Source organism: Synechococcus sp. CS-603, from assembly GCF_977929215.1.
Map to the genome: position 1 here is coordinate 2,377,144 of NZ_OZ376778.1, position 25,576 is coordinate 2,402,719.

Sequence of the window (25,576 nt, forward strand, 5' to 3'; positions counted from 1 at the left end):
TGCTCAGCCCCCCCGGCCCCGTTCCATGCTCGCCTTTGATGTAGGGCGCCGGCGCATCGGTCTGGCCGGCTGTGATCCCCTGGGGCTGTGTGTCAGCCGTTTGCCCCCCCTGCTGCGGGGCCCCTTCAACCGCGACCTGCTGGTGCTGCGGCCCCTGATTCAGCAACGCCAGGTCAGCGCCCTGGTTGTGGGACTCCCCCTCGATGAGCGCCAGCAGACAACAGCCCAGGCCGTGCACTGCCGCCGCTATGGCCTGGCGTTAGCCCAGGCACTGAGCCTGCCCCTGGCCTGGGTGAACGAACACAGCAGCAGCTGGGCAGCCGGCGAGCGCCACGGCCTGCATGGCGATCGCAGTGGACGTTTAGATTCAGCCGTAGCGGCTTTGCTGCTTGAGCAGTGGCTACTGGAAGGTCCTGAACCCCAGACACAAGGCCTCTCCACCGGGCTCAAGAGCCAGCCGGCCGATGCTGAGACATCCTTAAGGGGTCTGCCCCATCCACCATGACTGCCGAAGGACCGACGATCACAGAATCCGGGGACGTCCCCACCGTGAACGTCCGCGACAGCCATGACCGCCAACTGCTCTGCTTTCTGGAGCAGCTGATCCCCCTGGACGGTCAGGATTACGCCCTGCTCACCCCGGTGGACACCCCGGTCTGCCTGTTCAGGATGCAGGGGGATGAGGAGCCCGAGCTGATCGACACGATCGATGCCAGCGAGCCGATCCTGTCGGTGGCCGATGTGGTGCTGCAGGAACATGACCTGGTCCTGGTGCGCTCCGCCGTCACCCTCACCGTCAGTGGCGAACTGGAAGAGCCCGACCCCGATGATCTCGACGACGAGGATGGGGAAAGCGAAGACGACACCGACACCTACGAACTCCTGGTGAGTTTCATGGTCGATAACGGTGAATACGGCCTCTACATTCCCCTTGATCCGTTCTTCGTGGTCGCCAAGATGCAGGGCAGTGGCGAAGGAATCGTGGTTGAAGGTGAAGAATTCGAGCGAATTCAGCCGCGCATCGAGAACGAGCTCGATGAACGGGAGCTGGCGGGGTGAGACTCCAGCGCCTGCTCCAACCCAGCTGGATGCTCGATACCAGCCTGGCAGAACTGCCACTGGAGCGCCTGTTCCAGGGGAGGATCAAGGCGCTGATCCTGGATGTTGACCGCACCCTGCTGCCCCGCCACAAAGCTGAACTGCCGCCGCTGATGGAGCAGTGGCTGCGCCGGGCCCAGCAGACCATGCGTCTGCACCTGTTCAGCAACAACCCCTCAAAGCGCCGCATCGGTGCGGTGGCTGAACGTCTTGATCTGCCCTTCACCACATCAGCTGGCAAGCCGCGTCGCCGCGCCCTGCGCAAGGTGCTGGCCGAGCTGGGCCTTCCTCCCAACCAAGTGGCCATGGTGGGCGACCGGTTGTTCACCGACGTGCTGGCCGGCAACCGACTCGGCCTGTTCACCGTGCTGGTGAAGCCCGTTGACCCCCAGGGCCAACCCTGCCAGCGCGACCACCTGCAACGGGCGGAGTTGCGCCTGGCCCGCTGGATCAGCACCCGCCTGGACCGATGAGCATGCGGCGCGTTGTCAAGGTGGGAACGAGCCTGCTGCGGGGCTCGGCGTCACGCAGCACCGATGCCGTGATCGCCGCTCTGGCCTCCAGCCTCAGCCAGCAACAGCGCCAGGGTGATGCCATCACGCTGGTAACCAGTGGGGCCGTCGGGCTGGGCTGCCGCGCCCTGGAGCTGGCCCAGAGGCCTGGCGAGGTGGTGGCTCTACAGGCCGCCGCAGCCATTGGCCAGGGCCGGCTGATGGGGCTCTACGAGGCTGCTTTCGCACGCCACGGGGCCTTGGTGGCCCAGGTGCTGCTGACCCGCGGTGATCTGGCCTCCCGGCGCCGCTATCAGAACGCCTGCCGCACCCTGGAGCAGCTGCTGAGCTGGGGGGTGGTGCCAATCGTCAACGAAAACGACACCCTGGCCACCGATGAGTTGCGCTTCGGCGACAACGACACACTCTCGGCGCTGGTAGCCGTGGCGATCGGCGCCGATGAGCTGGTGCTGCTCACCGATGTGGACCGGCTGTATTCCGGCAATCCCCGCACCGATGCCCAGGCCCGGCCAATCGAGGAGGTGCAGGATCTGGCCGAACTGGCACGCCTCAGCCATGTGGCTGAAGGCGGCGGCCAGTGGGGCACCGGCGGCATGACCACCAAGCTGACGGCGGCCCGAATCGCCACCTCCAGCGGAATCCGGGTGCGCCTGGCCGATGGCCGTGATCCGGCGGTGCTCGACGCCCTCTTCGCCGGCGAAAAGCTGGGCACGGTGTTCCAGCCCAGCACCACACCCCTGACCGATCGCAAGAGCTGGCTGGCCCATGCCCTCTTGGTGAAGGGCAGCCTGCGCATTGATGCGGGCGCTGAGCGCGCCCTGCTGCGCCAGGGCGCCTCCCTATTGGCGGTGGGCATCCGCGCCGTTGAGGGTGAATTTTCGCGGCGCGAGGCTGTGCGCCTACTGGCCAGCGACGGGCGGGAACTGGGCCAGGGCCTGTGCACCCTGAGCAGCGAGGAATTGCGCCAGATCATGGGCCTCAGCAGCGATGAGGTGCGCCGCCAACTGGGGGCTGTAGGTGATGCGGTGGTGCACCGCGATCAGCTGGTGCTCACCTGCCTAGCCGGTTAAACAACATGGGCGCCAATCAACGCGCTCAGTTGGACCCAGAGCTTGTCTCACTCGTTCGATTCTGATGCATTTCAATCTGCCTGTGGGGGACACCGAGGCTGATGCCATGCAGGTGGAACGCCTCATTGATCCGCAGCCTGAACTCTCTGCCGACGACCCACTGTTTCAGCGGTGATGTGGTGATCCAAGCCCGTAGCAAATGACCAGAGTGCTTGATTGCGTCGACTCCCAAGATCTCCACGGGATGAAGGATCAGTGCCTGCCACTCTGGATCGGCTTCCATATCATCAGCAACCTGCCTGATCACTGCAAGGGCTTGGCGCAGATCGGCATCGGCAGACACCTCCACTTCAAAGTCCACCCGTGACCAATCTTTGGAAAGATTTGAAACCGTGCGTATTTCACTGTTGGGAATGGTGATCAGCTCACCCCCAGCGGATCGTAGTTGGGTGGTGGCCAGATTCATATTTTCAACGAATCCACCAGAGGCGTCCACATTGATGATATCGCCGATCGCGAATCGATCCGTTGAGAGGATCATAATTCCATTCACGATGTCTTCCAGCAAACTCCTGGAGAGAAAGCCAATGGCAATGGCCACCACCCCCGCTCCCGCGAGGACGGCTGGGTCAATTCCAACGATTAACATCGTGGCATAGATTCCAAAAAGAATGCATGTCAACCTACCGATCCCTTTAAGCACTTTTGCATAGGTGGTTGCACGCATCTGATAGCGATTAGAACCTGGATGCTGGAGGATTGAATCACGAACCCAATTATTGATCGTGTGATCAATCATCAAAACAATCACCAGCTGAGCAAGGGAAGCCAACAACCAGATCAATGGAACAAGAATAGCTTGCTGGGCAAGGGCCAACGTGGTCGTACGGCTACTTGGCCAGATCAATAAAACAGAAATAACCCCAGCCACAATCGTACTCAGCAGCAGAAGATCGACGAGCTGAAGTGCAATATTCCAGAGACTTTTGATCCGCTGAAGGGACCTGTAGTCCTCAGACCCGATCCCAGAGGCCTTCTGAGGTGGCTTGTGACCCATCTGCTGGACTGTCCTGCCGAACCGTCGCAGGGCTCTGGCAAAGACATTCCGTTTGTGACGCAGCGGAACTGAAAGTTTGAAGCGCCTCGAAACATTCGACGCCATTGAGGAGTGCTCGGTCTTCGCGAGCGGATCGGCGCCTCCTTGGGGAGGTCCATCAGGATTCATGGCCGCTTGTTTTGCCGCTGATTCCAGTTGATTCAGACTGGATTGAATGGCACGAATCCGGTCTCGGAGCAGCCTGCTCAGGCTCGAGAGGAGCACAAAGGCAGTAAAGGCAACAGCCGTGAATCCAGCGGCAAGGATTGGGCGACCCAGGGGATACCGGGCATCAAAGGCGACTCCCCAAACCGCACCGTTGAGAGAGGCCCGAAGATCCTCCTTCCATTTCTCAGCCAATTCTTGCGTTGTTGTGCCGGCATTGTCAGCATCAACATCAGTGATTGTGGCAATAATTTGCTGAGATAGATCAATGTCTCGATCAGCCACCGCAAAGACAACCGTGGCATTGTTCTGTTTGCCAATTTCTATGCTTGGGGTGGCTTTGTTGACCGGCTTAGGCGTCGTTACCAACCAGAAAACGGGCGCCTTGCCTTCCACCGGGCTCTGATCAACGCCATGTCGATCCCCGGGTTCTGCCCATTGTTTTGTTGAACGCCTCAGCTGCGCCACGACAGCGCTGAAACTTTGTTCAATCGTGTCCGACCGTCGCTCCACGGTCTCAATGACTTCATCCTCTGTTGTATTAGGCTCCAGCTGAACAGCGACGATCAATCGTGCATCAGTTCTTTCGCTTGAAATATACGGAATGACCACTCGACTACACCACCTGCGCCCACAGCGTTGGGCCTGGCGTGGATCCCACCATTGCTTGGCAGACGTTGTTGTAACAGAACTCTCCCCACCGGAGAGCGGTAGTTGCGCATGGGCATGAGAGAAGGAAGCCAGGACAATCGCCAGGATGCCAGCCAGCAGAAACAAAGGCCACTGCTTCTTGACTGCCTTCTCTTTTGCCAACATCAACAGGGACCCTTGATCGCATGATTGACAACTGTATCGCTCACCCAAGTGCCGATGCTGTCCCAAAAGAAGCTGACGGATCAACGGCAGTGAGCGCAAGCCATTCAGGCCAAGTCAGCGAAAGATTGAAGGCTGCTGTCCTTTCGATTGTCTTGACAACCCAAAGGCAACATAAGCAGTCTTGAAGACACTCATGCGGGGCCAGCGTCAGCTCATCAGGGCACACCTTTCGAATAAGGTTCCCTTAAGTGCTGATGACCCTGGGAAGACTGGAGTTCAAAAGGCACATACTTGGTGGCCGCCTTCAACACAAGCCTGCTTCCACTCACGTTGGCTTCCAACGAAGTCAACTTCAGCTCAAGTTGTTTTCGCTCAGATCCAGACTCCGCTCACGCCACACCAAACCGCCCACACCAAAATGCTCACGCCGCACACTTGCCATTAACAGGCGCTTCCGATGAGCCCGCCCATGGCTGTCCTAATCCTGAGTTTGCTGTTGCTGGGGCTGGCGCTGCTGGTCCTGCTGTTTCCTTCTCTGGTGATCCGTGTCCTGCTGGTTGCCCTGAACCCCTGGATGATCTTTGTGGGGCCGGACCGAGAGAAGCGGCTGGCCCTCACCATCGATGACGGACCGAGCGGCGCCGGCTCAGGCGCCATTCTCGAACTGCTTCAGGAGTTAGGGGTGCCGGCCACCTTCTTCCTGATCGGCTCCCATCTGCAGCGCGACGAGCCCTTCCCCCGCCGGGCGCTGGCGCAGGGCCACGAACTCGGCAACCATCTCTGGCGTGACGAACGGGCGATCGCCCTGTCCAGGCCAGCCTTCGAAGACCAGCTGCGCCGGACCGAGCAGGCCATCGAGCGTGCCGTTGCCCCAGCCCAGCCCAGCTGGCGCTGGTTCCGCCCCGGCGGCGGCTGGTTTCACAGGGAGATGGATGACTGGCTCGCCGGCGGCCCCTATCGCCTGGTGCTCGGCTCGATCTTCCCCTGGGACACCCTGCGGCCACCCCTGTGGTTCATGCGCCTGTTCATCTGGATCAATGCCCACCCCGGTGGAATCCTGGTGCTGCACGACACCCCAGAGCTCAGCGCCCGCACCGCCTTGATCCTTCGCCGGATCGTTCCCGACCTCCGCCGCCGGGGCTACCGGTTTGTACCGCTGCACGAGCTGCTCGCGGAGGTGGGGCCTACGATCCGGGCCGTCCGCCCGAAGGGAAATGCGCTTCAGCAGCCTGCTCGATCGGATCAGCGCCGTTGAGGAGAGCAGCCCCAGGCACCTGGCGGCCGATCCTGAGCTCAGCGGCGCTGAAGCCCTCGATCGCGCCGGGGCCGGCCAGCTGGCCTTCCTCGAATCCGGCAACGCCCTGGCGGCCGCCCTTTCAGCCAGCGCCGCCGCCGCCCTGCTGCTGCCCCTCGACGCCGACCTGCAGCGCCTGGCCACCGAGCGGGGGCTGGCCTGGGTGGCACTCAAGGATCCGCGCCTGGGCTTCGCCGAGGCCCTTGCCGCCCTCCACCCCCAGGCCACCAAGCCAGCGGGGATTCACCCCAGCGCCGTGGTGGATCCAGCCGCCAGCCTGGCCGCCGAGGTGCACGTGGGTGCCCGCGCCGTGATCGGTGCCGGCTGCGCGGTAAGCCGCGGTTGCACCCTCCATCCCGGCGTAGTGCTCTACGACAACGTGCAGCTGGCTGAAGGCTGCGAGATCCATGCCAATGCGGTGCTCCATCCCGGCAGCCAGCTCGGGGCTGGCTGTGTCATCCAGTCGAACGCGGTGATCGGTGCCGAGGGCTTTGGTTTCGTACCCACCGCCTCCGGCTGGGTGAAGATGCCCCAGACCGGCCGGGTGGTGCTGGAGGAGGGGGTGGAAGTGGGCTGCGGCTCCACCATCGATCGCCCCACGGTGGGCGAGACCCGCATCGGTGCCGGCACCAAAATTGACAACCTGGTGCATGTGGGCCATGGCGTGATCACCGGCCGGGGCTGTGCCCTGGCGGCCCAGGTGGGGATCGCCGGTGGCGCCGTGCTTGGCAACGGTGTGATCCTGGCGGGCCAGGTGGGCGTGGCCAACCGTGCCGTGATCGGCGATCGGGCCATTGCCTCCTCCAAATCCGGAATCCATGGTGAAATCGCCGCCGGCGAGGTGGTCAGTGGCTACCCGGCGATCCCGAACCGGCTGTGGTTGCGTTGCTCCGCCGTCTTCAACAAACTTCCGGAGCTGGCCCGCAGCGTGCGCCAGCTGAGGGCCAGCTCCGGGCCAGCTCCGGAGGAACCCTGACGGCACAAGGGGGGCAGGGCAACCCGGCCGGTAATCTCGCTGATTGATCAAGACCGGCCACCTGCATGACCAGTTACCGGATCACCCTTCTGCCCGGCGATGGCATCGGCCCGGAGATCACGGCGGTGGCCCGGGGGCTGCTGGATGCGCTGAGCGCCAGGCACGGTTTTGCCCTGGAATACGACAGCCAGCCGATCGGTGGCGCCGCGATCGACGCCTGCGGGGAGCCATTGCCGGCCAGCACACTTGAGGCCTGCCGCCAGAGCGACGCCGTGCTGCTCGCGGCGATCGGCGGCCCTCGCTACGACAGCCTGCCCAGGGCGCAGCGCCCCGAAAGCGGCCTTCTCGGCCTGCGCGCTGGCCTGGAGCTGTTCGCCAATCTGCGGCCGGTGAAGATCATCCCGGCTCTGGCCGGCGCCAGCAGCCTCAAGGCCGAAGTGATCGAGGGGGTGGATCTGCTGGTGGTGCGTGAGCTCACCGGTGGCATCTACTTCGGCACACCCAAGGGCCGAATCGAGGCCGATGGCCAGGTGAGGGCCTTCAACACGATGGCCTACAGCGATTTCGAAATCGACCGGATCGCCAGGGTTGGTTTCCAGTTGGCGAGCGAGCGCGGCGGCAGGCTCTGCAGTGTTGACAAGGCCAACGTGCTCGATGTCAGCCAGCTCTGGCGTGACCGGGTCGAGCAGATCGCGCTCGAATTCCCATCAGTGGAGCTCAGCCACCTCTATGTGGATAACGCCGCGATGCAACTGGTGCGGGCCCCGAAGCAATTCGATGTGCTGCTCACCGGCAACCTGTTCGGCGACATCCTCAGCGATGAAGCCGCCATGCTCACCGGCAGCATCGGCATGCTGCCGTCAGCGTCGCTCGGCGCCAGCGGGCCGGGAGTTTTTGAGCCGGTGCATGGTTCAGCCCCGGACATCGCCGGCCTCGATCGGGCCAACCCCCTGGCCATGGCACTCTCAGCCGCCATGTTGCTGCGCGTCGGCCTGAAGCAAGGCGAAGCCGCCGACCAGCTGGAGCGGGCTGTCGACGCCGTGTTGGCCGCTGGCCATCGCACCGGCGATCTGGCCGGCAGCGGCGAGGCCGCCGTGGGCTGTCAGCGCATGGGTGAGCTGGTGCTGGCGGCCCTCTAACCGGCGACCTGCGAAACTCAGATCCCCCTTCCTCGCGCTCGCCGATGTCCAAGCGTCACCCGATCGTGGCTGTCACCGGTTCTTCCGGCGCCGGGACCAGCACTGTCAAACGCGCCTTCGAGCACATCTTCGATCGCGAAGGAATCGTGCCGGCCGTGGTGGAAGGTGACAGCTATCACCGTTTCGAGCGGGCTCCGATGAAGGCGGAGATGGCCAAGGCCCAAGAAGCGGGCGTGAATTTCTCGCACTTCGGACCGGAGGCCAACGTCTTCGACAAGCTCGAAGAGTTGTTCCGCACCTACGGCAAAACCGGCAACGGCGAGAAGCGCTACTACCTGCACAGCCCCGAGGAAGCCGCCGAGCACAACGGCCGGCTTGGCACCAGCCTGGATCCCGGTCAGTTCACCCCCTGGGAGCCGATCTCCCCAGACACCGATGTGCTGTTCTACGAAGGCCTGCACGGTGGCGTGGTGGGCGAGGGCTATGACGTGGCCGCGCTGGTCGATCTGCTGATCGGCGTGGTGCCGATCGCCAATCTGGAGTGGATCCAGAAGATCAGCCGTGACAACGCCGAGCGTGGCTATTCGGCCGAGGCGATCGTCGATACGATCCTGCGCCGCATGCCTGACTACATCAATCACATCTGTCCCCAATTCAGCCGCACCGATATCAACTTCCAGCGGGTGCCCACGGTGGACACCTCCAACCCGTTCATCTGCCGCAACATCCCCTCCCCGGATGAAAGCTTCGTGATCATTCACTTCCGCAAGGGAGCCCGCGAGAAGTGGGGGATCGATTTTTCCTATCTGCTGCGCATGATCCACGACTCCTTCATGTCGAGCCCGACCAGCATTGTGGTCAATGGCGGCAAAATGGGCTTCGCGATGGAGATCATCCTGACGCCGATCATCGGCCGGATGATCAAGGACAAATCCAACCACGCCTGAGCGATTAGGCTGGCGCCATTACGTTCAGCATTGGTGAGGCCGATTTCCTTCGCCACACCTCCAGGTTCCGATCCGTCGTCCCCGCTGCCGTCCTTCGTGATCCGAGGGGCCGGCGCCCCGGGAACGGCTCCCCTGCGCTGGGATCAGATCAACAGTGGTGAGGTGCTGCGCAGGGCGCGCCAGATTTATTTCCACTATTTCGAACATTGCCCGGGGGGAACCGCCCCGATCGGCATCGTCCTGCACAGCCGCAACGGCCAGGGGCGCGTGGTATTTGAAGTGCCGGTGCTGCTCCCCGACGAACAGTTCGTGCCCCTGGATCTGATCCGCAGTCGCGGTGGCCGTCCCCGCGGCTTTCGCGGGCTATGACCCTCCAGACAGCTGCCCCCGCCTTGTCGATCACCCCTGGCCTGGCCATTCTTGTCGCCCTGCTTGGCGCCTGTGTCGGCAGTTTTCTCAACGTGGTGATCCACAGGGTTCCGCGGCGCGAATCGATCCTGTACCCCCCCAGCCATTGCCCACGTTGCGGCACCAGCTTGCGCTGGCAGCACAACCTGCCGCTGATCAGCTGGCTGCTGCTGCGCGGTTGCTGCGCCGATTGCCAGCGGCCGATCGCCATTCGCTATCCACTGATCGAGCTGCTCAGCGCCGGCCTTTGGATCGCCATGCTGTTCGCCAGGCCAGGCGCGATGGCAACGCCGCCGACCTGGATGCTGCTGTCCGCCGGCTGGCTGCTGGTCAGCTGGTTGCTGCCCCTGGCCCTGATCGACTGCGACCATCTCTGGCTGCCCGAACCCCTCTGCCGCTGGGGCCTGGTGCTGGGTCTGGCCGTCACCGCCCTGCTCGGGCTGAGCCAGTCGGCCGCGACGGCCCGCGAGCTGCTGGCCGACCATCTCCTGGCTGCCACCGCTGGCCTGCTGGCCTTTGAAGGGCTCAGCGCCCTGGCCGAACGGTTGATCGGCCGGCCGGCCTTGGGGCTGGGCGACGCCAAGCTCGCTGCCCTACTCGGCGCCTGGCTGGGCTGGCAAGGCCTTTGGGTGGCGGTGATGCTGGCCGTCCTTACCGGAGCCCTGCTCGGTGGCGCCGCCAGGCTGGGCGGCTTGCTCGGGCCCAGGGAGCCCTTTCCATTCGGTCCATTCCTGGCCTTCGGCGGCATCGCCACCTGGGTGGCCGGCGAAAGCTGGTGGCTGAGCCAGCTCCAGATCCTCAGCGGCGGCGCCAGCCTTTAATGGACTCCTCGCTTCGAGCTTGCTGATAGCCCATGTCGCTGTTCGACTGGTTCGCCGATCGACGCAAGACCACTCCGGTCGTCCGTGCCGCCCAGGAGGTGGAAGAAGGGGATGGCCTCTGGAGCAAGTGCCCGGAATGTGGCCTGGTCGTCTACCGCAAAGACCTGATCACCAACGCCAGCGTCTGCATCGGCTGCGGCCACCACCACAACATCGACAGCGGCGCCCGGATTCGGCTGATGGCCGATGAGGGGAGCTTCATGCCGGTGGACCGTGATCTGGCACCGACGGACCCGCTGGCCTTCAAAGACCGACGCAGCTATGCCGATCGGATCCTCGACAGCCAGGGCAGCACCGGCCTGAGAGATGCGGTTGTCTGTGGATTTTGCCGGCTGGATGACAGGCCCCTGGCACTGGGGGTGATGGATTTCCGCTTCATGGGCGGCTCGATGGGATCGGTGGTGGGCGAGAAGCTGACCCGGCTGATTGAGACGGCCACAGATCGCGGCCTGCCGGTGGTGATTGTCTGCGCCTCCGGCGGTGCCCGCATGCAGGAGGGAATGCTGAGCCTGATGCAAATGGCGAAGATTTCTGGTGCGCTGCAGCGGCACCGCCAGGCCGAACTGCTCTACATCCCCCTGCTCACCCACCCCACCACCGGCGGCGTAACCGCCAGCTTCGCCATGCTCGGCGACCTGATCCTGGCCGAACCCAAGGCCCTGATTGGCTTCGCCGGCCGCCGGGTGATCGAGCAGACCCTGCGTGAAAAACTCCCGGAGGGTTTCCAGACCGCCGAATATCTGCTCGAGCACGGCTTCGTCGACCAGATTGTTCCGCGCACCCAGCTGAAAAGCACCCTCTCCAGCCTGCTCAGGCTGCATGGTTGCCGCACCGCCGTGGCAGCAGGAGCATGAGATCACTCCCCCGGTCACGCTGGCGCACCAACCTGCTGAGCAAGGTCCTTTTGAGCAAGGTCCTTTTGAACAAAGTCCTGGTGAGTCTTGTCCTGGTTCTTGGGCTTGGCCTGCCACTTGGCTTGGCCTGGGCGCCGGCCGCCATTGCCGCGCCGGTGAGCTGGAAGGAAGTGAGCGCCAGTGAGGAGGGGCAGCAGTGGTGGGACGAAGGCAGCCTGCGGCGCAGCCGCGAGGGCTACCTCTCGGTGTTGAGCCGCTTCAAGCCAGAAGACAGCAGCCAGCAGGGCAGCCTCTACGTGATGGAGATCAACTGCAGCGAGCAACGCTTCCGTGACGTTTCGGTGAATGGCCTGCCGCGCTTCAAGGCCCCCTGGCAAAGCGCCGCAGGCGACACCTTGATCAGCGAGGTGATCGAGGAGGCCTGCGCGGCCGGTGCTCCCTTGCTCGCCGCCGCATGACTACAACTGCGTCGCCGCTCAAGGTCGCGGTGGCCGGCCTGGGTTTTGGCGAAAAGGTTCACCTGCCTGCCCTGCGGGCCTGCCCGGGCACCGAACCGGTGGCCCTCTGGCATCCGCGCACCGCTCGCCTTGAAGCCGCCTGCCGCAGCGCCGAGTTACCCGGATTCAGTGATTTCGAAGCCCTGCTCGCCGATCCCGGCATCGAGGCTGTGGTGATCGCGACCCCACCGGCGCCGCGCTTTGAGCTGGCCTGCGCCGCCTTGAAGGCGGGCAAGCACCTGCTGCTGGAAAAACCGGTCTGCCTGGAGGCCGAGCAGGTGCTTGAACTGCAACGGCTGGCCATCAGCGCCGGACTGAGCGTGGCGGTCGACTTCGAATATCGGGCCGTACCGCTGTTCCAGCAGCTCGAAGCCCTGCTCAGAGCCGGGGCCATCGGCGATCCCTGGCTGGTGACCATGGACTGGCTGATGGGCAGCCGCGCCGATGCCTCCAGACCCTGGAGCTGGTATTCACAGCGCAGCGAAGGTGGCGGCGTGCTGGGGGCCCTCGGCACCCACGCCTTCGACATCCTGCAGTGGTTGGTGGGTCCGTGCACCGCCCTGAGCGCTTCGCTCGCCACGGCGATTCCCGAGCGCCCCCTGCCCGATGGCAGCGGCCGGCAAGGCCGGGTGGATGCCGACGACAGCGCCCTGCTCGGCCTGGAGCTGGAAGGGGAGCGCGGCCAACGGATCCCCGCCCAGCTCGCCCTTTCCTCGGTGACGCGCCAGGGCCGGGGCTGCTGGCTGGAGCTGCATGGCAGCGAGGGGGCCCTGGTGCTGGGCAGCGACAACCGTTCGGATTACGTCCACGGTTTCCAGTTGTGGCAGGCCAGTGGCAGCGGCCCGTTGCAGCTGCTGGCTCCGGATCCAAACCTCGCCTTCGCCCAAACCTGGGTGGATGGCCGGATTGCGCCGGTGGCTCGCCTCCACCAGGCCTGGAGCGACAGTGTGCGGGAGGGACGGCCGATGCTGCCGGGCCTGGCCGAGGGCTACCGCAGCCAACGCTGTTGTGATCGCGCCCTGCTGGCTGCTGAAACAGGAGAACGACAGAACATCACCTAAGGTGAGCCTAATTCCGTCTTGGCCTTTGATCACCGGCGTTCCGGTTTCCAGGCCCCAATACGGTTCCTTCACCACTTCCATCAGAGGTTTTCACCATGGCCCTCGTTCCGCTTCGGCTGCTGCTCGACCACGCTGCTGAGAACGGCTATGGCATTCCGGCCTTCAACGTCAACAATCTGGAACAGGTGCAGTCGATCATGGAGGCGGCCTACGAAACCGACAGCCCCGTCATCCTGCAGGCCTCCCGCGGCGCCCGTCAGTACGCCGGCGAGAACTTTCTTCGCCACCTGATTCTGGCAGCCGTGGAAACCTATCCCGGCATCCCGGTGGTGATGCACCAGGACCACGGCAACAGCCCCGCCACCTGCTTCGGTGCTGCCGCCAACGGCTTCACCTCGGTGATGATGGACGGCTCGCTGGAAGCCGACGCCAAAACTCCGGCCAGCTACGACTACAACGTGGCCGTCACCAAGGAAGTGGTGGATGTGGCCCATGCCATCGGCGTGAGCGTGGAAGGCGAACTGGGTTGCCTTGGCTCTCTTGAAACCGGCAAGGGCGAGGCTGAAGACGGCCACGGCTTTGATGGCGCCCTCTCCCGCGACCAGCTGCTCACCGATCCCGCCGAAGCCGCCGATTTCGTTGCCAAAACCAAGGTCGACGCCCTGGCGATCGCGATCGGCACCAGCCACGGCGCCTACAAATTCACCCGCAAGCCCACCGGCGAAGTGCTGGCCATCTCCCGGATCGCCGAGATTCACAAGGCCATCCCCAACACCCACCTGGTGATGCACGGCTCCAGCTCGGTTCCCAAGGAATGGCTGGACATGATCAACCAGTTCGGTGGCGCCATCCCCGAAACCTATGGCGTGCCCGTGGAGGAAATCCAGAACGGCATCCGCAACGGTGTGCGCAAGATCAACATCGACACCGACAACCGCCTGGCCTTCACCGCCGCCGTCCGTGAGGCTGCCGCCAAGGATCCGGCCAACTTCGACCCCCGCCACTTCAACAAGCCGGCCCGGGCCTACATGAAGAAGGTCTGCCTTGATCGTTACCAGCAGTTCTGGTGCGCCGGCCAAGCCAGCAAGATCAAGCAGCAGAACATCAACTACTACGCCGAGCTCTACGCCAAGGGCGTGCTTGAACCCAAGACCGCCGTTGCGGTCTGAGTGAAACAGGTCTGAGTTAGCCGGCTTTTGGTAAAACGGCGTGAGCTCAACGGCTTACGACTCCAGCCCCCGACTCAACCTTCCGCTTCCAGACCAAGACCACCATTCCATCAGGGAGCTTCGGCTCCCTTTTTTGTCGGCCAGGTACGGCCTGAATGAACACGCTCAAGTGCAGATGCCTGGGTAGGCCTCTCTGACTGGAGACAGGGACCGGGTAAGGGGGTGGGCAGCAGGTTGGGGTTCAAGTTGGGGGCTGGTGGTTCAGCCGGGGATGCCGGATCGAGAATCTGCGGGAGGAACCCGTTGGGGTTCGTCGGGGAAACGGAGGCAGGGGCCGTCCCGGAAACCAGCTTCGCGAGGGCCGTGTCGAGATCGCGCTCCATCACGAACCTGGTGCCATCGGTGACCACGACCCGCACCAGGGTGGGCAAGGCATTGTTCTTCGACTGCAGATAGATCGGCTCGACGTAGAGCAAGCCATTCCCCACCGGCAGCACCAACAGGTTGCCGCGCAACAGCTGGGAGCCCGTGCGGTTCCAGAGTCCGAACTGGAAACTGATCTGAGGGTCCTGCTCGATCAGGGCCGTGATCTGCTGGGGGCCCAGCAGCAAGCGCTGCTGCGGAAAGCGCACCAGCTGAAGTTCGCCGTAATTGGGAACGTCGTTGCGGGCTGCCAGCCAACCCACCATGTTGGAGCGCCGTACCGGCGAGAACGGCAGCAGCAAAACGAATTCGGGCCTGTCAGTGTCTTTTCCGGGGAGCTGCACATTGGCGTAATACGGCTCGACAGGAGAGATGCGCGAGCCGTAGATCTCCAGTGGCACCGACCATTCATCCTCCCCGTTGTAAAACGTGCGCACGTCGGTGACGTGGTACTTCAGCAATCGCTCCGATTGGATCTTGAACTGACTGATCGGTACCCGGATGTGCTCAAGCAGGGGCTTCGGCATCGCCGCCAGCGGTTGGAACAACTCAGGAAAAGCCCGTTGCCATGTGCGCAGGATTGGGTCGCTCGGATCACTCACATAGAGCCAGAGCCGGCCGTCGTGGGCATCGACCACGGCCTTGACGGGGTTGCGGAAATAGCGGATGCCATTGGCATTGGCTTCGCTGTAGGGATAGCTGCGGCTCGTTGTGAACCCATCCAACATCCAGTATTGATGTTGCTCGGAGCGAAAGCCTGGACTGTCCCCCACCGCAACGGTGACTAGGTAGGGCTCACTCTCAAAACCCAGGAAAGGAGCGAGCGCCTCAAGCCGGTCCTTCACCGGGCGACGCAGCAGCAACAGCGAGCGGGGGGTGAAGGAGCCGCTGAACAACACCCGCGGCTCCTTCAGGTACACCGCCGCCTTGAACCGTTGCCAGCCATTGCCGAGCGAGATGCCCAGTTGGCCATCGAAGTGGGTCCAGAAATTCAGCTCCCCGTCGGGGAAGTCGAACTCCTCCACAGTGGTTGGAGCGATCACGTAGGGAGCAGACTCGGAGCCGTAATAGAGGCGGGGCCGGCCCACAGGGAAAGCTCCGAGGGCGCTGGCATCACTGATTCCAAGGGCCTCATTTCCCTGCACACGCCCGCTGCGGCCCAGATCCTTGACAAAAAACGACGGCAAGCCGTCGGGGCCGAACGTGTTGACCGGCGAGACGGTGAAGCCATAGCCATGGGTGAAGACCAGATGGCGGTTCAACCAGGTGCGTGAGCCCTCCGGCAGGGCGCCGCTATCGATTTCCCGGGCCGCGATCAGCACCTGCTGGGATCCCCCCGTGCGCGATTCATCGCCGAGCGCGTAGCGATCGACCGCCACCGACGGGAAGGTGTAATACAGCCGCAGCTGCTGCAGCTGGCGGTTGGCGGCCAGCAGCGGTTTGCTGTCCCAGAGACGGATGTTGGCCAGGGTGCCCGGTGCCGCCTTGATGTCGGCGGGGGTCAGGAGCTGGCGGGGCTCGAGGACGAGATCCTGGACACTCTCAAGGCCGAAGGCATTGCGGGTGGCGCGAATGCTGCGCTCCAGATAGGGGGTTTCAACCACCAGCTCCCGCGGTTCCACCCAGAGGTTCTGGACCTGCGGTGCCACCAGGAACTCGGCGATCGGCAGCACCAGCACGGTGGCCACCAAGGGCAACAGGGTGAAGCGCCGCAGCCAGTTGCGCCGGATCGGCAACACCAGCTGCAGAGCGGTGATCAGCAGCAGCGCGGAGAGCAACAGCCGAATCGGCAGGCGCACATGCAGGTCGACAAAGCCGGCGCCGGAGGCGACCCCGCTGCCGTCCACCATCAGAGCGAAGGGGGAGAGCGCCGCGCTGCAGGAGGCCACCACCGCCAGCACAGCGATCTGAGGCTTGAGCACCCGCTTCTGAGCCTGGCTGAGGCCGGCGAAGCGCAGATCACTCAGGGCGCTGCCTTCGCTGAAGGTGAGCCAAAGGCAGCCTGCCAGACCGACCGTCACCTGGGCGAAGAGCACACTGAGCAACAGCCTCAGGGCCGGCAGCTGCAAGACCGTGAAGCGGAGATCAAAGCCGGTCAGCGGGTCCCCCTCCCCGAACGGCACCGCCAGCAGGGCCGGCAGCCACAGGCTCCAGCCCCGGGCCAGGGCGGTGGCCGATCCCGCCAGGGCCGCCGTCATCACCACCCGCAAGGTGGTCAGGGGCCAGAGCAGTAAGGGGCAGAGCAGGCCAAGACCCAGGCCGATGAACAGCAACGGGGGCAGATCGGCGAACACGGGAAAACCGCTGATCACCTCACCGCTGAATGGCGAAGCAATCAGCCCCCGGGCCTGAACGGCCAGGTAGGTGAGTCCGCCGGCCAGCAGCAGCAGCAGAGCAGCCAAAACGGCAACCAGAGAGGCTGGCCCCAGTTGAAGCTGATAAGAACGCGACAGGGATTTGACCCCACCTTGATGACGGAGGCTCCAACAACGCTGGAGCTGCTTGAGCTGGAGGGCGATCCCCAGACCCATCACCACCGCAAAGGTCGTCAGCTGCAACAGCCAGCGGCGCAGCAGCACGGACTGGAAGCCAAATTGCGCGAACCACTCCCACTCGATCCCCAGACGGGACACCGTGACCACCAGCACCATGGCCGCGAACGCAGCCAGAAGCGCTCTTGCGGCCAGCGACAGCAGCCGGTGGGAGGGGGTAGGCACAGCTTGAGGTTAGAGAGAGGTGCGGAAAAGAGAATCATGATCCGCCGCTTCCCGACCACCAACAGCCTCCCGCTGAATCCCGACCTCGAGTGTCGGGATTCAGCGGGAGACTAGAAGCGCGCTGCTAGTTTTCTTAGTTGTTGCTGCAAGGCCGTGACAGCCACCCTTTCCCGCGCCACGTTCACGGGCCTGCGCTGCAAGGAATGCGGACACCCCTACGAGGCCACGGCCCGCCACGTCTGTGAAGACGTCTGCTTTGGCCCCCTTGAGGTCGTCTACGACTACGACGCCATTCGCGCCCGGGTGAGTCGGGCTTCGATCGAGGCCGGTCCGGCGTCGATCTGGCGCTATCGCGAGTTCCTGCCGATCGCCGGCGACCCGATCGATGTGGGCACCGGCTTCACGCCGCTGGTGAAAGCCAACCGCCTGGCCCGGCGTCTGGGCCTGAAAAATCTTTACATCAAGAACGATGGGGTGAACATGCCCACCCTTTCCTTCAAGGATCGGGTGGTGTCAGTCGCCCTCACCCGCGCCCGCGAGCTGGGGTTCACCACGGTGAGCTGCGCGTCCACCGGCAACCTGGCCAACTCCACCGCCGCCATCGCCGCCCACGCCGGCCTGGAATGCTGCGTGTTCATTCCCAGCGATCTGGAGCTGGGCAAGGTGCTCGGCACCTTGATCTACAACCCCACCTTGATGGCGGTGAAGGGCAACTATGACCAGGTCAACCGGCTCTGCTCGGAGGTGGCGAACACCTACGGCTGGGGCTTCGTGAACATCAACCTGCGCCCCTACTACTCCGAAGGCTCGAAAACTCTCGGCTACGAAGTGATCGAGCAACTCGGCTGGCAACTGCCCGATCACATCGTGGCTCCCCTGGCCTCCGGTTCCCTGTTCGGCAAGATCCGCAAGGGATTCGATGAATTCATCAAAGTGGGGCTGGTCGACGAAAAGCCGGTGCGCTTCAGCGGTGCCCAGGCTGAAGGCTGCTCACCGATCGCCCAGGCGTTTGCCGAGGGCCGTGACTACATCACTCCTGTGAAACCGAACACGATCGCCAAGTCGATTGCGATCGGCAATCCCGCCGATGGCCCCTATGCCCTTGATATCGCCCGCCGCAGCAACGGCTCGATCGCCGCGGTCAGCGATGACGAGATCGTGGCCGGCATCCAGCTGCTGGCTGAAACCGAAGGGGTGTTCACCGAAACCGCCGGCGGCACCACAATCGCGGTGCTCAAGAAGCTGGTGGAGCAGGGCAAGATCGATCCCAGCGAAACCACCGTCGCCTACATCACCGGCAACGGCCTCAAGACCCTCGAAGCGATCAGCCCGGTGGTGGGAGAGCCGTACACCATCGAGCCCCAGCTGGCCAGCTTCAACGCGGCCTGGGAGCGGGCCCAGTCGTTGCAGCGAGCCAGCTGGGAGCCCATGGGCGTCTGAGCCAAAGCCGAAAGGGCGTTTCAGCCGGCACCAACCCAGCCCTTTTCAAGCCATGTCCCAACCCCCAAGCGCCCCTCCATTGGGCCGTTGTTCCTCCCCCCACCTCCCATGACCATCCAGGTTCTGATCCCCACCCCCTGCAGAAATTCACCGCCGATCAAGCCAGTGTCGACGTGGACGCCAGCACGGTGGATGAGCTGCTCACCGCCCTCGAAAGCCACTTTCCCGGCATCCTGGCCCGCCTCACCGACGAGAACGGCAAGCTGCGCCGCTTCCTCAACGTCTATGTCAACAGCGAGGACATTCGCTTTCTCGATCACCAGGCCACGGCCCTGAGTGATGGTGATGAAGTGAGCATTGTGCCGGCGGTGGCCGGAGGCTGAATCCTGCAGGTTCAGTGGCGAATCGAATCTCCCAGGGTCAGTGGACCTGAACTGGTAACGCCAACGGTGCCCTTCCGTCCATAGGCTTGATTGCCATTGTGGCCGGACGCATGACCCAGACAGCCAGCCCCCCTACCAATACAGCCACTCCAGGCTTCACGGATGTGGAGCCAGGGGCCAAAGCCGTTCTGTTCGATTACCGCCAGGCCGCCAATCCGGTTCGCCACGGGCTGACCGAGCCGATCCCTGAAGGGCGCTGGGGCCCTGAACTGCATGCCACAGGGCCCTCAGCCATCCTGCCGCTCGACCTCAGCGACAAACTGGGCTGCCAGGGCCCTGCCACCAGCCCGGCCCTGTCGGCCAACTTCGTGCGCATCCTGGCTGGGGACACCATTGAGGTGGCCGCCAAGGCCACCAGTGCACTGTTTTATGTGTTCAGGGGTCAGGGGCATTGCCGGCGCGAGGCCAGCCGCCACGGCGCCGCCCATGACCAGGCCTGGAGCACAGGAGACCTGTTCGTGCTGCCCAGCGGTCCGGCTCCCCAGCTCGAAGCGGAGCAGGAAAGCGTTCTCTACTGGGTGCATGACGCCCCCTTGCTCTCCTTCCTTGGCGTCAGCCCCGAGGAGCCCCGCTTCGAGGCCACCCACTACCCGGGCCCCTGGATGCGCCAGGAACTGGCAGCCTTGGCCGCCGATCCCAGCAGTGCCCGCAGCAACAGGCTCAGCCTGCTGATGGCCAACGCGGATCTGCCCCGCAGTCGCACGGTGACCCACACGCTCTGGGCCATGCTCGGCCTGGTGCCGGCCGGCGCGATCCAGCCGCCCCATCGCCACCAATCGGTGGCCCTCGATCTGGTGATCGACTGCCAGCCCGGCTGCGTCACGATCTCCGGCCCTGAGCTCAATGCCGATGGCACGATCCGTGATCCGCTGAGCATGGCCTGGGAGCCCGGTGCGGCGTTTGTGACCCCACCGGGACACTGGCATTCCCACGTGAACCAGAGCGGCCACCCGGCCATGCTGCTACCGATTCAAGATGCCGGGCTGCACACCTATCTGCGCAGCCTGGATATCCGCTTCAGCAGCGGCATGCCTCAGGAGTGAGCCAGAACCCCGCCGGCGGCCTCGGACCGCCGATTCGCTGCCGCCGGCTGGGAGGCTTCAAAGCGCTCCACCAAGTGGCGGAAGGTCTCGCCATCGAGGGTTTCCTGTTCGATCAACTCCTCCACCAACTGGTCGAGCAGGTCACGGCGGGGACGCAGCAGGTTCACCGCCTGATCCAGGGCTTGCTGGGCCAACTGACGCACCTGCGAATCAATCTGCCGGCCGGTTGACTCGGCATAGCTGGGCCGGGTGTGGATCAGGTCGCGGCCGAGGAACACCTCGGAGGCATCGCCCTCCAGGGCCACTGGCCCAAGGCTGGAGAAGCCATAGCGGGTGACCATCTCCCTGCAGATCCGGGTGGCCATCTGGAAATCGCCGGAAGCCCCCTGGGTGATCTCGCTGGGGCCGAACACCACCAGTTCCGCCGCCCGTCCCCCCATCACCACCACCAGGCGGTCGCGCAGATAGGCGCGGCTGATCAGGCCGGAATCGAGGATGTCCTCGTCGGGAGTGGTGCGGGCAAAGCCGCCGACCCCTCCGGAACGGGGCAGCAGGGTCACCTTGTCCAGAGCGTCGGCCTTGGGCAGCAGGGTGGTGATCAGGGCGTGGCCCACTTCGTGGTAAGCGATCAGCCGCTTTTTGGCGCTGTCTTGAAGGGGGGCCACCGTCAGCCCCATCGTGATGCGCTCCAGAGCATCATTGAGGGCGAGATCATCGATGCTGGTTTCATGCCGGCGGGCCGTGAGGATTGCCGCTTCGTTGAGCAGGTTGGAGAGATCAGCTCCTGAAAAACCTGGCGTGCGGGCAGCCCAGGCCGCTAGCGACACGGCCTCAGACAGAGGCCGGCTGCGGGCATGGACGGCAAGGATCGCTTCGCGCCCGCGGCGATCGGGGAGATCAACGGTGATCTGGCGATCAAAACGGCCCGGCCGGGTCAGGGCGACATCGAGCACGTCTGGACGGTTGGTGGCCGCCAGCAGAATCACCCCGGAGTTCTCCTCAAAGCCATCCATCTCCGTGAGCAGCTGGTTGAGGGTCTGCTCACGCTCATCGTTGCCGCCGCCGATCCCGGCGCCGCGCTGACGGCCAACCGCATCGACCTCATCAATGAAAATGATGCAAGGGGCTTTTTCCTTGGCGCGCTTGAACAGATCGCGCACGCGGCTGGCGCCCACACCCACGAACATCTCGACGAACTCCGAAGCCGCCATCGAGAAGAAGGGCACCCCCGCCTCGCCAGCAATCGCCTTGGCCAGCAGCGTTTTGCCGGTACCTGGCGGGCCTACCAGCAGCACGCCTTTGGGGATCTTGGCGCCGATGGCGGTGAATCGCTCCGGTTGCCTCAAAAAGGTGACCACCTCCTGCAGTTCCTCCTTGGCCTCGTTGATGCCCGCCACATCCTCGAAGCGCACGCTGGCGGTGCCCTCCTCCTGAACACGGGGCTGACTGCGACCAAAACCGATCGCTTTGTTCGCCACCTGGGAGGAGCGGCGGATCAGCAAGGTGAGCCCGCCAACCAACAGCACCACCAGCAGGATGTTGATCACCAGACCTGCGGAGGCCTCCTGGTCGCGGTTATCGCTGACGCTGAGGGGAACCCTGGCCTGCTGGGCTGTTTGCAGCAACAGTGAATCGTTGGCGAACACCGGCACATCCGTGCGGGTGCCGTCGTTCAGCACCACCGCCACCTCCCGTTGGTGGGGGGATAGGTCCAGCTCCTTGACCTTGCCGTCGCGGATGAGCTGCAACAGCTCGCTGTAGGAGGGCGGCGGCGTGGTCTGCAGGCCCAGAGCCCGGAAGGGATTGGTGCGCGCTGGCTCAGGAGCCGGAGTGGGCGCGGCCTGGGCCAGGAAGGAGCCAGCCGGGACAGTGCCTGCCAGAAGAGTGCCAGGTGCGACGGACCAGAGCGGGAACACTGGAGGTGGAGTGCTCACAGGGTTCTGCATGGCCTGTCAGTTTAGCGATTTGACGAAAGGCAAGACCAGAGCGGATGATCATTGTTTGGTTGATCAATAGGGATGGCTGCTCCCAAGAAGAAAACATCGAAAGGGAAGCGCAATCAGCGTCATGCCCATTGGAAAGCCCAGGCCACCGTCGCAGCCAGGAAGGCGTTGTCGCTCGGCAAGGCGGTCTTGAGCGGACGGGCCCAGGGCTTTGTCTATCCCGTCGATGAAACCGCCGAAGACGAAGCCAGCTGAGATCGGGCCGCACAAGACAACGGGTTGGCCTGACCAGGGAATCAGGAGCCGAGCTTGAAGCCCTCAAGCACCACGGCGTAGACAATTCCGATCCGGAAGTTGTCACAGATCACCCAGCCCAGCCCTGGCTCTCCTTTGAGAAAGCGGCTGCGTAGCCTGATCACCAGCTCCACGAGCACCACCATCCCCAGCACCGCCAGGGGGCGCTGGCCGATGCGGAATAGGAAGAAAGACGTGAGATTGTTACCGGCATAGAGACCGATCAACAGCGCCAGTAGGGCCGCGCTGCCTCTGCGCCAGCTCCCCCTGAGCCAATCGAGCAGGAGTCTGCTGACTTCGGCTTGGAGGCGCTGGAAGCGGGTGGCCTGGAATGGCTGGCGGGTCATCGCTGTATCGAGGCCGCTGGCTGCTGGGAACTCTGGGGAGAACGTGCCTGCATGGACGCAGGTTAGGGGGGCATCGATGGGAAGCAACAGCGCAGAATGCGGCCATCTCCGTGGGGACCCCTTGCTCACCCGCCTGCCCCAGCAGCGCTGGCAGCTGCCAGCTCCCCTCCCGGAGATAGATGATGGAGCCGAGGCCATCGTCGCGCTGGGCCTTGAGCCCGAGATTCTGGCTGTTCTGCGCCGGCGGGGCTACGGCACGGCAGAGGCGATCGGCCATGTGCTCGAACCGGCGCCGGCCCCGGATCCCCATCAGCACTTCAGCGATCTGAGCCGGGCCGTCCAGCGGCTGTCTCAGGCCTGCGCCAAGGCCGAAGCCGTAGCGATCTGCGGTGACTACGACGCCGATGGCATGACCAGCACCGCCCTGCTGGTGGGAGTGCTGCAGCGGCTCGGGGCCAGGCCGGTGGCGGCGATCCCCAGCCGGCTCGACGATGGCTACGGCCTCAATGCCGCCATGGTCGAACGGCTGGCCGAGGAGGGCATCGCCCTGCTGGTCACCGTCGACAACGGCATTGCCGCCGTTGAGGCCCTTGAGCGGGCCCAGGCCCTGCAGGTGGAGGTGATCCTCACCGACCACCACACCCTGCCACCGCAGCATCCCCCCTACCTGGCCCTGCTGCATCCGGCCTGCACTCCTGAGGGTTCGCCCTACCGAGGTCTGGCCGGCGTCGGGCTGGCCTACGTGCTGGCCGTTGCCCTCGCCGGCAGCCTGGGCCGGAGCGACGCCACCGCCATGGCGCTCGATCTGTTCTGTATCGGCACGATCGCCGACATGGCTCCCTTGTTGGGGGTGAACCGTCGCTGGCTGCGCGACGGGCTGCCGCGCCTGCATTGCTCCGGCCTGGCGGGCCTGCAGGCGCTGCAACGCCTGGCTGGCGTGGGGGACACCCCCCTCGATGCAACGGCTGTGGCTTTTCAACTGGCGCCTCGGATCAATGCGGTGGGCCGGCTGGGGGACCCCCAGCTGGTGGTGGAGTTGCTCACCACCGCAGACGACGAACGGGCCATGGAGCTGGCCCAGGAGTGCGAAGCGCTCAACCGGCAACGCCGCGAGCTCTGTGATGCGATCGAGGCCGAAGCGGTGGCCTTGGTGGAAGCGGACGGCCCGGAGCGGACCCCGTTTCTGCTGCTGGCCCAGAGCCATTGGCACCATGGCGTGATCGGGGTGGTGGCCGCCCGGCTGGTGGAACGGTTCGGCCTGCCGGTGGCTCTGCTGGCAGGCGAGGGCAACGGACGCTTGCGCTCCTCGGTGCGGGCGCCGCGGGGCTTTGCTGTGGATCAGGCCCTGAGCCATTGCCAGGCGCTGCTGGAGCGCCATGGCGGTCACCCGGCGGCCGGTGGCTTCACCGTGCGGGCCGAGAACGTGGCGGCGTTGCATCAGGCCCTCAATGGGCTGGCAGGTGATTGGTTGAAGGGACGCAGCAGCGGTGCCCCGGTGGAGCCAGAAGCCAGGCTCTCCCTGGATCGGGTCACTCCCAATTTCTGGCGGAACCTGCAGCGGCTCGAACCGCTCGGTGCCGGCCTGGCGGTGCCGGTGTTCTGGTCTGCCGGTTGCAAGGTCATCGAACAGCGCCTGCTGCGTGGCGGCCATCTGCAACTCAACCTTGAGCAAGGGGAGTGCCGTCAGCGGGCGATTGCCTGGCGTTGGCAGGGTGAAGGTCCCGTTCCCATCCAGGTGGATGTGGCCTTCCGCTTGCGCATCAATCGCTGGCAGGGCGAGGAACGCCTGCAACTCGAACTGGTGGGCCTGCGCCCCAGTGGCGGCGGAGAAGTGGTGTTGCAACGGCGCGAACGCACCTACTGGTGCCGCCGCGATGGGGACGACCTGTTGATCCGCAATGAGGCCGGGGAGGAATTGCGCTCGCCAGCTTCAGCAGCAGCCAGCAGCAAGACCCACCCCTATTTGCAGGGACTGTTCAACGAGGCGGCTCTGGCACTCGGCTTGGCAGCCTGACGCTCAGAGCGCGCCGCGCCGATAGAAGAGAATGAAGATCACGGCTGGCCCTGCCAGGGTGATCAACGCCAGGGCCATGAAGTTGGCAATGAGATGGATGTCGATACCCATGAATCCCTGGCCCGCTACGAAGACGTTCTGTGGCTCAGGTTACGGGAGAACGGAGCCCTGCAAACGGATCGGACCGTGCCACTGTGACCGCTTGTCACAGCAACCGGGGTGGAGTTGATGGGCTGCGGAAGCCACTGGAGCTGCATCGGCGGGTGTGGCGCCTGCTGCCGGCTGGATCCGGAGCGGCGGAGCGAGGCCCTCGAAGCCCTGAGCCCGATGCAGCGCAGCCAGTACCTGGACATGGTGGGCGCCGATGGTTGGTGCCGCCACTACGACACCGGTGGACGCGCTTGCCGCATCTACGCAGACCGTCCTGATTTTTGCCGGGTTAGCAACCTTCCTGCCCTGTTCGGGGTGCCGAGCGAGCAGAGCGACGCCTTCGCGATTGCCTGTTGCCGCCAGCAGATCCGCGAGGAGTACGGCGGACGCAGCTCGGTGCTGCGGCGCTTTGAGCGGGGCACGCGTCAGCCATGAGCAACAGCCCTGAGCCCGATGACACACCGGCTGAGGCGAAGCCAGCGGACACAACCGTGTGGGCGCTTATCTTCACCACCTTCACCACGGTGTTCCTCGCCGAGCTGGGCGACAAGACCCAACTGGCCGCCCTGTTGCTGGCCGCTGAATCCGGCCGGCCCCTGCTGGTTTTCGCCGGGGCTGCCCTCGCCTTGATCTGCTCCAGCCTGGTGGGCGTGCTGTTGGGGCGCTGGTTGGCCTCCGTGCTGCCGCCCCAGCGGCTGGAGCGGATTTCCGGACTGCTGATGGTGTCCCTCGGCCTCTGGCTGGGCTCCCAGGCCAGCCTCGGACTGCTCAGCCCGTAA

At 64.4% G+C, this 25,576-nt stretch carries 25 protein-coding genes and 1 pseudogene; 21 read left to right on the forward strand and 5 right to left on the reverse strand.

The window, feature by feature from the left end; translation table 11 throughout:
• The first annotated feature begins 25 nt into the window (after positions 1-25).
• The 4 genes from ruvX to proB are packed head-to-tail and all read left to right on the forward strand — an operon-like array spanning position 26 to position 2,680.
• Positions 26-505 (forward strand): Holliday junction resolvase RuvX, encoded by a 480-nt coding sequence (gene ruvX, locus ACXMDM_RS12540; protein WP_071799833.1) that lies wholly within the window; start codon positions 26-28, stop codon positions 503-505.
• Positions 502-1,059 carry a DUF3727 domain-containing protein gene (locus ACXMDM_RS12545; protein WP_071799834.1) on the forward strand — a complete coding sequence of 186 codons (558 nt, stop codon included), beginning with the start codon at positions 502-504 and terminating at the stop codon, positions 1,057-1,059. The genes ruvX and ACXMDM_RS12545 overlap by 4 nt, the downstream gene beginning before the upstream one ends.
• The gene (locus tag ACXMDM_RS12550; protein ID WP_071799835.1) at positions 1,056-1,571 is read left to right on the forward strand and encodes a YqeG family HAD IIIA-type phosphatase; all 516 of its coding nucleotides are present in this window, start codon (positions 1,056-1,058) and stop codon (positions 1,569-1,571) included. Before ACXMDM_RS12545 ends, ACXMDM_RS12550 begins: the two co-directional genes overlap by 4 nt.
• On the forward strand, positions 1,568-2,680 hold the full coding sequence (gene proB / locus ACXMDM_RS12555; RefSeq protein WP_071799836.1) for a glutamate 5-kinase: 1,113 nt from the start codon (positions 1,568-1,570) through the stop codon (positions 2,678-2,680). Before ACXMDM_RS12550 ends, proB begins: the two co-directional genes overlap by 4 nt.
• A 25-nt stretch (positions 2,681-2,705) precedes the next feature.
• Here the strand turns inward: proB and ACXMDM_RS12560 are convergent, their stop codons facing one another.
• Positions 2,706-4,757, reverse strand: a complete 2,052-nt coding sequence (locus ACXMDM_RS12560; RefSeq protein WP_083544335.1) for a mechanosensitive ion channel family protein — start codon at positions 4,755-4,757, stop codon at positions 2,706-2,708.
• A 469-nt stretch (positions 4,758-5,226) separates the two neighbouring features.
• On the opposite strand from ACXMDM_RS12560, the gene ACXMDM_RS12565 reads away from it, so the two are divergent.
• The 10 genes from ACXMDM_RS12565 to fba all read left to right on the forward strand — a co-directional run bounded on the left by ACXMDM_RS12565 (position 5,227) and on the right by fba (position 13,983).
• Positions 5,227-6,012: a chitin deacetylase family protein gene (locus tag ACXMDM_RS12565; protein WP_071799838.1), complete on the forward strand. Its 786-nt coding sequence runs from the start codon at positions 5,227-5,229 to the stop codon at positions 6,010-6,012.
• Complete coding sequence (gene lpxD, locus ACXMDM_RS12570; RefSeq protein ID WP_071799839.1) at positions 5,972-7,027, forward strand: UDP-3-O-(3-hydroxymyristoyl)glucosamine N-acyltransferase; 1,056 nt, start codon at positions 5,972-5,974, stop codon at positions 7,025-7,027. Before ACXMDM_RS12565 ends, lpxD begins: the two co-directional genes overlap by 41 nt.
• A gap of 65 nt (positions 7,028-7,092) precedes the next feature.
• Complete coding sequence (gene leuB / locus ACXMDM_RS12575; RefSeq protein ID WP_071799840.1) at positions 7,093-8,166, forward strand: 3-isopropylmalate dehydrogenase; 1,074 nt, start codon at positions 7,093-7,095, stop codon at positions 8,164-8,166.
• 44 nt (positions 8,167-8,210) lie between these two features.
• Positions 8,211-9,113 (forward strand): phosphoribulokinase, encoded by a 903-nt coding sequence (locus ACXMDM_RS12580; RefSeq protein ID WP_071799841.1) that lies wholly within the window; start codon positions 8,211-8,213, stop codon positions 9,111-9,113.
• A 33-nt stretch (positions 9,114-9,146) separates the two neighbouring features.
• Positions 9,147-9,482, forward strand: coding sequence for a hypothetical protein (locus tag ACXMDM_RS12585; RefSeq protein ID WP_233830958.1), 336 nt, complete (start codon positions 9,147-9,149; stop codon positions 9,480-9,482).
• Complete coding sequence (locus tag ACXMDM_RS12590) at positions 9,479-10,342, forward strand: prepilin peptidase (protein WP_071799842.1); 864 nt, start codon at positions 9,479-9,481, stop codon at positions 10,340-10,342. The genes ACXMDM_RS12585 and ACXMDM_RS12590 overlap by 4 nt, the downstream gene beginning before the upstream one ends.
• 32 nt (positions 10,343-10,374) lie before the next feature.
• Positions 10,375-11,256 (forward strand): acetyl-CoA carboxylase, carboxyltransferase subunit beta, encoded by an 882-nt coding sequence (gene accD / locus ACXMDM_RS12595; RefSeq protein ID WP_071799843.1) that lies wholly within the window; start codon positions 10,375-10,377, stop codon positions 11,254-11,256.
• 80 nt (positions 11,257-11,336) lie between these two features.
• Positions 11,337-11,714 carry a hypothetical protein gene (locus ACXMDM_RS12600; RefSeq protein WP_233830962.1) on the forward strand — a complete coding sequence of 126 codons (378 nt, stop codon included), beginning with the start codon at positions 11,337-11,339 and terminating at the stop codon, positions 11,712-11,714.
• The gene (locus ACXMDM_RS12605) at positions 11,711-12,814 is read left to right on the forward strand and encodes a Gfo/Idh/MocA family protein (RefSeq protein WP_071799844.1); all 1,104 of its coding nucleotides are present in this window, start codon (positions 11,711-11,713) and stop codon (positions 12,812-12,814) included. The genes ACXMDM_RS12600 and ACXMDM_RS12605 overlap by 4 nt, the downstream gene beginning before the upstream one ends.
• Before the next feature lie 95 nt (positions 12,815-12,909).
• Positions 12,910-13,983 carry a class II fructose-bisphosphate aldolase gene (fba, locus tag ACXMDM_RS12610; protein WP_071799845.1) on the forward strand — a complete coding sequence of 358 codons (1,074 nt, stop codon included), beginning with the start codon at positions 12,910-12,912 and terminating at the stop codon, positions 13,981-13,983.
• Between the two features lie 110 nt (positions 13,984-14,093).
• Here the strand turns inward: fba and ACXMDM_RS12615 are convergent, their stop codons facing one another.
• On the reverse strand, positions 14,094-17,123 hold the full coding sequence (locus tag ACXMDM_RS12615) for a UPF0182 family protein (protein WP_499569739.1): 3,030 nt from the start codon (positions 17,121-17,123) through the stop codon (positions 14,094-14,096).
• 153 nt (positions 17,124-17,276) lie between these two features.
• Here ACXMDM_RS12615 and thrC point away from each other — a divergent pair, with 153 nt between their 5' ends.
• The 3 genes and pseudogenes from thrC to ACXMDM_RS12630 all read left to right on the forward strand — a co-directional run bounded on the left by thrC (position 17,277) and on the right by ACXMDM_RS12630 (position 20,049).
• Positions 17,277-18,563 (forward strand): threonine synthase, encoded by a 1,287-nt coding sequence (thrC, locus tag ACXMDM_RS12620; protein ID WP_071799847.1) that lies wholly within the window; start codon positions 17,277-17,279, stop codon positions 18,561-18,563.
• A gap of 108 nt (positions 18,564-18,671) precedes the next feature.
• Positions 18,672-18,946: pseudogene (locus ACXMDM_RS12625) on the forward strand (MoaD/ThiS family protein).
• A 110-nt stretch (positions 18,947-19,056) separates the two neighbouring features.
• Positions 19,057-20,049: a cupin domain-containing protein gene (locus ACXMDM_RS12630; protein ID WP_233830965.1), complete on the forward strand. Its 993-nt coding sequence runs from the start codon at positions 19,057-19,059 to the stop codon at positions 20,047-20,049.
• Here ACXMDM_RS12630 and ftsH read toward each other — a convergent pair.
• Positions 20,040-21,995: an ATP-dependent zinc metalloprotease FtsH gene (gene ftsH / locus ACXMDM_RS12635; RefSeq protein ID WP_083544338.1), complete on the reverse strand. Its 1,956-nt coding sequence runs from the start codon at positions 21,993-21,995 to the stop codon at positions 20,040-20,042. The two genes, ACXMDM_RS12630 and ftsH, sit on opposite strands and share 10 nt — an antisense overlap.
• Before the next feature lie 72 nt (positions 21,996-22,067).
• Here ftsH and rpmF point away from each other — a divergent pair, with 72 nt between their 5' ends.
• Positions 22,068-22,247: a 50S ribosomal protein L32 gene (gene rpmF, locus ACXMDM_RS12640; RefSeq protein WP_071799849.1), complete on the forward strand. Its 180-nt coding sequence runs from the start codon at positions 22,068-22,070 to the stop codon at positions 22,245-22,247.
• A gap of 41 nt (positions 22,248-22,288) precedes the next feature.
• On the opposite strand, the gene ACXMDM_RS12645 is transcribed toward rpmF, so the two are convergent.
• Positions 22,289-22,633 (reverse strand): DUF565 domain-containing protein, encoded by a 345-nt coding sequence (locus ACXMDM_RS12645; RefSeq protein ID WP_071799850.1) that lies wholly within the window; start codon positions 22,631-22,633, stop codon positions 22,289-22,291.
• Between the two features lie 76 nt (positions 22,634-22,709).
• On the opposite strand from ACXMDM_RS12645, the gene recJ reads away from it, so the two are divergent.
• Positions 22,710-24,647 carry a single-stranded-DNA-specific exonuclease RecJ gene (recJ, locus tag ACXMDM_RS12650; RefSeq protein WP_083544339.1) on the forward strand — a complete coding sequence of 646 codons (1,938 nt, stop codon included), beginning with the start codon at positions 22,710-22,712 and terminating at the stop codon, positions 24,645-24,647.
• Positions 24,648-24,650: 3 nt separating this feature from the next.
• On the opposite strand, the gene psb30 is transcribed toward recJ, so the two are convergent.
• Positions 24,651-24,758 (reverse strand): photosystem II reaction center protein Ycf12/Psb30, encoded by a 108-nt coding sequence (psb30, locus tag ACXMDM_RS12655; RefSeq protein WP_071799851.1) that lies wholly within the window; start codon positions 24,756-24,758, stop codon positions 24,651-24,653.
• A 117-nt stretch (positions 24,759-24,875) separates the two neighbouring features.
• Between psb30 and ACXMDM_RS12660 the strand changes: the two genes are divergently transcribed.
• Together ACXMDM_RS12660 and ACXMDM_RS12665 are read left to right on the forward strand one after the other, a co-directional pair.
• On the forward strand, positions 24,876-25,232 hold the full coding sequence (locus ACXMDM_RS12660) for a YkgJ family cysteine cluster protein (protein ID WP_071801863.1): 357 nt from the start codon (positions 24,876-24,878) through the stop codon (positions 25,230-25,232).
• Positions 25,229-25,576 (forward strand): TMEM165/GDT1 family protein, encoded by a 348-nt coding sequence (locus ACXMDM_RS12665; RefSeq protein ID WP_071799852.1) that lies wholly within the window; start codon positions 25,229-25,231, stop codon positions 25,574-25,576. Before ACXMDM_RS12660 ends, ACXMDM_RS12665 begins: the two co-directional genes overlap by 4 nt.

Coding starts and splice junctions, on each gene's coding strand:
- proB (WP_071799836.1), top strand. CDS start 1,568: ATGAGCATGCGGCGCGTTGTCAAGGTGGGAACGAGCCTGCTGCGGGGC.
- ACXMDM_RS12605 (WP_071799844.1), top strand. CDS start 11,711: ATGACTACAACTGCGTCGCCGCTCAAGGTCGCGGTGGCCGGCCTGGGT.
- lpxD (WP_071799839.1), top strand. CDS start 5,972: ATGCGCTTCAGCAGCCTGCTCGATCGGATCAGCGCCGTTGAGGAGAGC.
- fba (WP_071799845.1), top strand. CDS start 12,910: ATGGCCCTCGTTCCGCTTCGGCTGCTGCTCGACCACGCTGCTGAGAAC.
- ACXMDM_RS12660 (WP_071801863.1), top strand. CDS start 24,876: ATGGGCTGCGGAAGCCACTGGAGCTGCATCGGCGGGTGTGGCGCCTGC.
- ftsH (WP_083544338.1), bottom strand. CDS start 21,995: ATGCAGAACCCTGTGAGCACTCCACCTCCAGTGTTCCCGCTCTGGTCC.
- ACXMDM_RS12645 (WP_071799850.1), bottom strand. CDS start 22,633: ATGACCCGCCAGCCATTCCAGGCCACCCGCTTCCAGCGCCTCCAAGCC.
- rpmF (WP_071799849.1), top strand. CDS start 22,068: ATGGCTGCTCCCAAGAAGAAAACATCGAAAGGGAAGCGCAATCAGCGT.
- ACXMDM_RS12580 (WP_071799841.1), top strand. CDS start 8,211: ATGTCCAAGCGTCACCCGATCGTGGCTGTCACCGGTTCTTCCGGCGCC.
- ACXMDM_RS12665 (WP_071799852.1), top strand. CDS start 25,229: ATGAGCAACAGCCCTGAGCCCGATGACACACCGGCTGAGGCGAAGCCA.
- ACXMDM_RS12565 (WP_071799838.1), top strand. CDS start 5,227: ATGGCTGTCCTAATCCTGAGTTTGCTGTTGCTGGGGCTGGCGCTGCTG.
- ACXMDM_RS12630 (WP_233830965.1), top strand. CDS start 19,057: ATGACCCAGACAGCCAGCCCCCCTACCAATACAGCCACTCCAGGCTTC.
- ACXMDM_RS12590 (WP_071799842.1), top strand. CDS start 9,479: ATGACCCTCCAGACAGCTGCCCCCGCCTTGTCGATCACCCCTGGCCTG.
- ACXMDM_RS12560 (WP_083544335.1), bottom strand. CDS start 4,757: ATGTTGGCAAAAGAGAAGGCAGTCAAGAAGCAGTGGCCTTTGTTTCTG.
- ACXMDM_RS12545 (WP_071799834.1), top strand. CDS start 502: ATGACTGCCGAAGGACCGACGATCACAGAATCCGGGGACGTCCCCACC.
- leuB (WP_071799840.1), top strand. CDS start 7,093: ATGACCAGTTACCGGATCACCCTTCTGCCCGGCGATGGCATCGGCCCG.
- ruvX (WP_071799833.1), top strand. CDS start 26: ATGCTCGCCTTTGATGTAGGGCGCCGGCGCATCGGTCTGGCCGGCTGT.
- recJ (WP_083544339.1), top strand. CDS start 22,710: ATGGGAAGCAACAGCGCAGAATGCGGCCATCTCCGTGGGGACCCCTTG.
- psb30 (WP_071799851.1), bottom strand. CDS start 24,758: ATGGGTATCGACATCCATCTCATTGCCAACTTCATGGCCCTGGCGTTG.
- accD (WP_071799843.1), top strand. CDS start 10,375: ATGTCGCTGTTCGACTGGTTCGCCGATCGACGCAAGACCACTCCGGTC.